Source organism: Pengzhenrongella sp., assembly GCF_036565025.1.
GTDB lineage: Bacteria > Actinomycetota > Actinomycetes > Actinomycetales > Cellulomonadaceae > Pengzhenrongella.
The window spans coordinates 1-4,939 of the sequence record NZ_DATCNW010000358.1 but is presented as its reverse complement, the minus strand read 5'-3'; the positions used below and the strand labels follow the sequence as shown (position 1 = coordinate 4,939).

The following is a 4,939-nucleotide window of genomic DNA, read 5'->3' as shown; positions in this document are numbered from 1 at the left end:
CTAGGGGTGATCAACCTCAAGGACGTCGTCAAGGAAGGCATGCGGGAGCGCTTCGAGGAGATGCGCCGGATGGGCATCCGCACGGTCATGATCACCGGTGACAACCCGCTGACCGCGAAGGCCATAGCCGACGAGGCGGGCGTCGACGACTTCCTCGCCGAGGCCACCCCCGAGGAGAAGATGGCGCTCATCAAGGCCGAACAGCAAGGCGGACGCCTGGTCGCGATGACCGGCGACGGCACCAACGACGCTCCGGCACTGGCCCAGGCTGACGTGGGTGTTGCCATGAACACCGGCACGTCGGCCGCCAAAGAGGCTGGCAACATGGTCGACCTCGACTCCAACCCGACCAAGCTCATCGAGATCGTCAAGATCGGCAAGCAGCTGCTCATTACCCGCGGCTCGCTCACGACGTTCTCGATCGCCAACGACATCGCCAAGTACTTCGCGATCATCCCGGCGATGTTCGCCGGCGTCTACCCGGGTCTGGACACCCTGAACATCATGCGCCTGGCCACGCCGGAGTCCGCGATCCTGTCGGCGGTCATCTTTAACGCGCTGATCATTATCGGGCTCATTCCACTGGCACTGCGAGGAGTCCAGTACACGCCGTCCTCCGCCGCGTCGATGCTGCGCCGCAACCTCGCCATCTACGGCGTCGGCGGCATCCTCAGCCCATTCATCGGCATCAAGCTCATAGATCTGCTGGTGTCCCAGATCCCCGGCATCGGCCGCTAGAGAAGGAAAGAGACAAGAGACATGGCACTTCGATTCTCCCCGGCCCTGCGGCAGTATGGCGCCGGGGTGCGGACCATGCTCGTACTCACCGTCATCGTGGGCCTGGCCTACCCGCTGGCCATGACCGGCCTGGCCCAGGTCGCTTTCGGCAGCAACGCCAACGGCTCCCTGGTGACCCGCGCCGGCAAGACGGTCGGCTCCGACCTCATCGGGCAGGCCTTCATTCGTCCCGTCATGGAAAAAGGGAAACCGAAGAAGGACGCCAGTGGCAAGCCGGTCTTCGAAGCGGACCCGAAGTACTTCCAGAGCCGGCCATCGGCGGCCGGTGACGGATACGACCCGTTATCCACCTCCGCCTCCAACCTGGGCCCCGAGAACAAGGTCCTCATAGCTGCAGTCAAGGAGCGGCGGGCGACTGCCGCCAAGCTCGACGGTGTCGACCCGCAGCAGGTCGCTCCGGATGCGCTTCTCGCCAGCGGCTCCGGCCTCGACCCGAACATCAGCCCGGCGTACGCCGCGCAGCAGGTCGCCCGGGTCGCGCGCGTGCGTGGCCTGGATGTGGCCAAGGTCGCGGAGTTGGTCACCGAGCACACTCAAGGACGCACACTCGGATTTCTCGGGGAAGCGCGCGTCAACGTCCTCGAGGTCAACCTGGCGCTGGATGCCGTCGGCCGCTGAGGCGGCGCTCAGACTGGTTGAATAGCGGGTAGAGGAGGAGCCATGGGGCGTGGCAAGCTGCGGGTCTACCTGGGCGCGGCGCCCGGGGTCGGGAAGACCTACGCGATGCTCGACGAGGGCCGCCGTCGTGCCGAGCGCGGCACCGACGTGGTCGTCGGGTACGTCGAGACCCACGGCCGCCAGCACACCGCAGACCTGCTCGAGGGGGTCGAGACGGTGCCTCGCCGCGAGATCTCCTACCGTGGCGCCACGTTCACCGAGATGGACCTCCATGCCGTCCTGGCCCGCTTGCCCGCGGTGGCCCTCGTCGACGAGCTCGCCCACACCAACGTGCCCGGATCTGGCAACGAGAAGCGCTGGCAGGACATCCAGGTGCTCCTGGCTGCCGGTATCGACGTGATCTCCACCGTAAATATTCAGCATCTGGAGTCACTCAACGACGTGGTCGAGAAGATCACCGGGGTGCCGCAGCGGGAACGGGTTCCGGACGCGGTTGTCCGTGCCGCTGAACAGGTCGAGCTGGTCGACATGGCCCCGGAGGCGTTGCGTCGCCGTATGGCGCACGGAAACGTCTACGCCGCGGAGAAAGTGGACGCGGCGCTGGGGAACTACTTCCGGGTCGGCAACCTCACCGCGTTGCGCGAGCTGGCGTTGCTGTGGACCGCCGACAAGGTCGACGAGGCCCTGCATCTGTACCGCGAGCAACACGGCATACAGGAGACCTGGGAGACCCGCGAACGGGTCGTCGTGGCGCTGACCGGCGGCCCCGAAGGCGAGACTCTCATCCGGCGGGCGGCTCGCGTCGCGGCCCGTTCGGCAGGTGGGGATCTGCTAGCGGTGCACGTCACCCGCTCTGACGGGCTCACCGGCGCCAACCCCGCCAACTTGACCGCGCAGCGGACACTGGTCGAGACCTTGGGCGGCACCTACCACCAGATCGTCGGCGACGACGTCTCTGACGCCTTACTGGAGTTCGCCCGGGCCGAGAGCGCCACCCAGCTGGTGTTGGGCGACAGCGGCCGATCCCGGCTGGCTGCGCTCGTGACAGGACCGGGTATCGGCGCCGGCATCATCCGCGACTCCGGCGACATCGACGTCCACCTGGTCACCCATGCGCAGAGAGGAAAGGGGCGTGGGCTGCCGCGCCCCCACGGCAGCCTCACCCTTCAGCGCCGGCTGCAGGGATTCGTGCTCGCGCTGCTGCTGCCCACCCTGCTCACCGTGTTGCTCGCGCATGAGCGGCAGCATCTGAACCTGGTCAGCGACGTCCTGCTCTTCCTGCTGGCGGTCGTGCTCGTGGCCCTGGCCGGCGGGTTCGTGCCGGCCGTGGTGGCCGCGATCGGCGGATCGCTGCTGCTGAACTACTACTTCACGCCTCCGCTGTACACGTTCACCATCGCAGAGACGAACAACGCACTGGCGTTGGGTGTCTTCGTCGTGGTCGCCGCGCTGGTGAGCTCTGTGGTGGACCTGGCCGCGCGGCGTACCCGGCAGGCGGCGCGTGCCACGGCGGAAGCGGAGACGCTTGGCACCCTGGCCGGCAGCGTTCTGCGCGGCGAGACGGCGCTCCCGGCCTTGCTGGAACGGGTGCGGGAGGCCTTTGGGCTGACTTCCGTCACGTTGCTGGAGCGGACCCCCCGCTCGACGCTGAGCCGCGGGGCCTGGGCCCACGGACCGACCGACGAGTGGACTGTGGTGGCCAGCGCCGGTACTGACCGGTGTGAGCGGCCGCAGGACGCCGACGCTGAGGTTGCGGCCGGAGACACCCTGGTGCTCGGACTGCGGGGGCGGCCGCTGCGGGCGGAAGACCAGCGGGTCATCGGTGCCTTTGCCGCGCAAGCCGCCGTGACCCTGGAACGGCACCGGCTCAGCGAGGCGGCGGCCGCCGCCGTTCCCATCGCCGAGGGCGATCGGAGCGGACCGCTCTGCTGGCGGCGGTGGGGCACGACCTGCGCACCCCGCTCGCGTCCGCGAAGGCCGCCGTGACCAGTCTGCGCAGCAACGACATCGAGTGGTCCGCACAGGACCACGCTGAGCTGCTGCTCACCGCCGACGAGTCCCTGGACCGACTCGCCCATCTGGTCGACAACCTGCTGGACATGAGCCGGCTGCAGGCCGGGGCCCTGTCGGCGGTGCGCCGTCCGATAGCGCTGGACGAGGTGGTGCCGTTGGCGCTGGACGACCTCGGCCCGGCTGGGAGCCACGTCGTGATCGACGTGCCGGATGACCTTCCCGTTGTGCTGGCCGACCCCGGCCTGCTCGAGCGGGTCATCGCCAACCTGCTCGGGAACGCCATTCGGTACTCCCCGCCCGATTCTCCGCCGCGAGTGACAGGAAGCAGCCTCGGCGACCGGGTGGAGCTGCGCGTCATCGACCGCGGCCCCGGCATCCCGACGGCCTACCTCGAGCGGGTCTTCGCCCCGTTCCAGCGCCTCGGCGACACCGACAACACCACCGGCGTGGGCCTCGGACTGGCGCTTTCGCGCGGGCTCACCGTGGCGATGGGCGGCACGCTCAACCCGGAGGAGACCCCCGGTGGCGGACTCACCATGGTGGTGTCACTCAATGCCGCCCCGCAAGGAGCAGCCGCCACGCGGGGAGAGCCCGGCCGACGTGAACGCGAGGGGGCGAACCAGGAACGCCCAACGACCAGCGGAAACGAAACCACATGACCCGTGTTCTGGTGGTCGACGACGAGCCTCAGATCCTGCGGGCATTACAGATCAACCTGCGCGCCCGCCATTATGAGGTGCTTACCGCCGCGACCGGGGCCGAGGCGCTGGCCACAGCCGCTGCCCACAACCCGGACCTGGTCATCCTCGACCTCGGGCTGCCGGACCTGGACGGGGTCGAGGTCATCCGCGGGCTGCGTGGCTGGAGCACCGCACCCATCGTGATCCTGTCCGGGCGCACCGACAGCGCCGACAAAGTCGACGCGCTCGACGCCGGCGCCGACGACTACCTCACGAAACCTTTTGGGGTCGATGAGCTGCTAGCCCGGCTGCGCGCCGTTTCACGCCGCGCCACGCCGGCCGACGACAACCCGATCGTGACGTTCGGCCCAACCACAGTTGACCTGTTCGCCAGACGCGTCACGGTCGCCCATGGGGCCGCCGACATCGAGGTGCGACTGACCCCAACCGAATGGCACCTCATCGAAGTCATGCTGCGGCACCCTGGCAAGCTACTCAGCTAGAGGCAGCTGCTCACCGAGGTCTGGGGACCCGGCTATGAGAACGCTGGCGGAAACCTGAGGGTGTACATGGCCCAGTTACGGCGCAAGCTCGAACCGGACCCGGGCCGCCCCCGCCACCTGCTCACCGAACCCGGCATGGGTTACCGGTTCCAGCCCGACAAGCAGGACAAGAGAAGCGACCCAAGTGCTTAGAGCGCGCGCAAATAGGCCGGTCAGGGGTCTGGCTGTGCGGGATCGTTTTCGACTTGTCGTAGTGCCAGGGCTTCGAACTCGGAGACGAGCTCGCGAAGACGCCGGGAGTTGTCCAGCAGCGGGCGCAGTCGTTCG

General features: G+C 68.2%; 4 protein-coding genes and 1 pseudogene. All 5 read left to right on the top strand.

Translation table 11 applies throughout. From position 1 onward, the window contains the following. Positions 1 to 738 (top strand): HAD-IC family P-type ATPase (locus tag VIM26_RS20295; protein ID WP_331954617.1); only part of this gene is annotated, 738 nt, incomplete at its 5' end. Positions 739 to 813: 75 nt separating this feature from the next. After that, positions 814 to 1,416, top strand: a complete 603-nt coding sequence (locus VIM26_RS20290) for a potassium-transporting ATPase subunit C (RefSeq protein ID WP_331954615.1) — start codon at positions 814 to 816, stop codon at positions 1,414 to 1,416. A gap of 42 nt (positions 1,417 to 1,458) precedes the next feature. Next, entirely contained in the window at positions 1,459 to 3,402 is a 1,944-nt protein-coding gene (locus tag VIM26_RS20285; protein ID WP_331954613.1) for a DUF4118 domain-containing protein, read from the top strand. Then, the gene (locus VIM26_RS20280; RefSeq protein ID WP_331954611.1) at positions 3,354 to 4,088 is read left to right on the top strand and encodes a sensor histidine kinase; all 735 of its coding nucleotides are present in this window, start codon (positions 3,354 to 3,356) and stop codon (positions 4,086 to 4,088) included. Before VIM26_RS20285 ends, VIM26_RS20280 begins: the two co-directional genes overlap by 49 nt. Then, a pseudogene (locus VIM26_RS20275) lies at positions 4,085 to 4,804 on the top strand (response regulator). The gene VIM26_RS20280 and the pseudogene VIM26_RS20275 overlap by 4 nt, the downstream one beginning before the upstream one ends. Positions 4,805 to 4,939 lie beyond the last annotated feature (135 nt).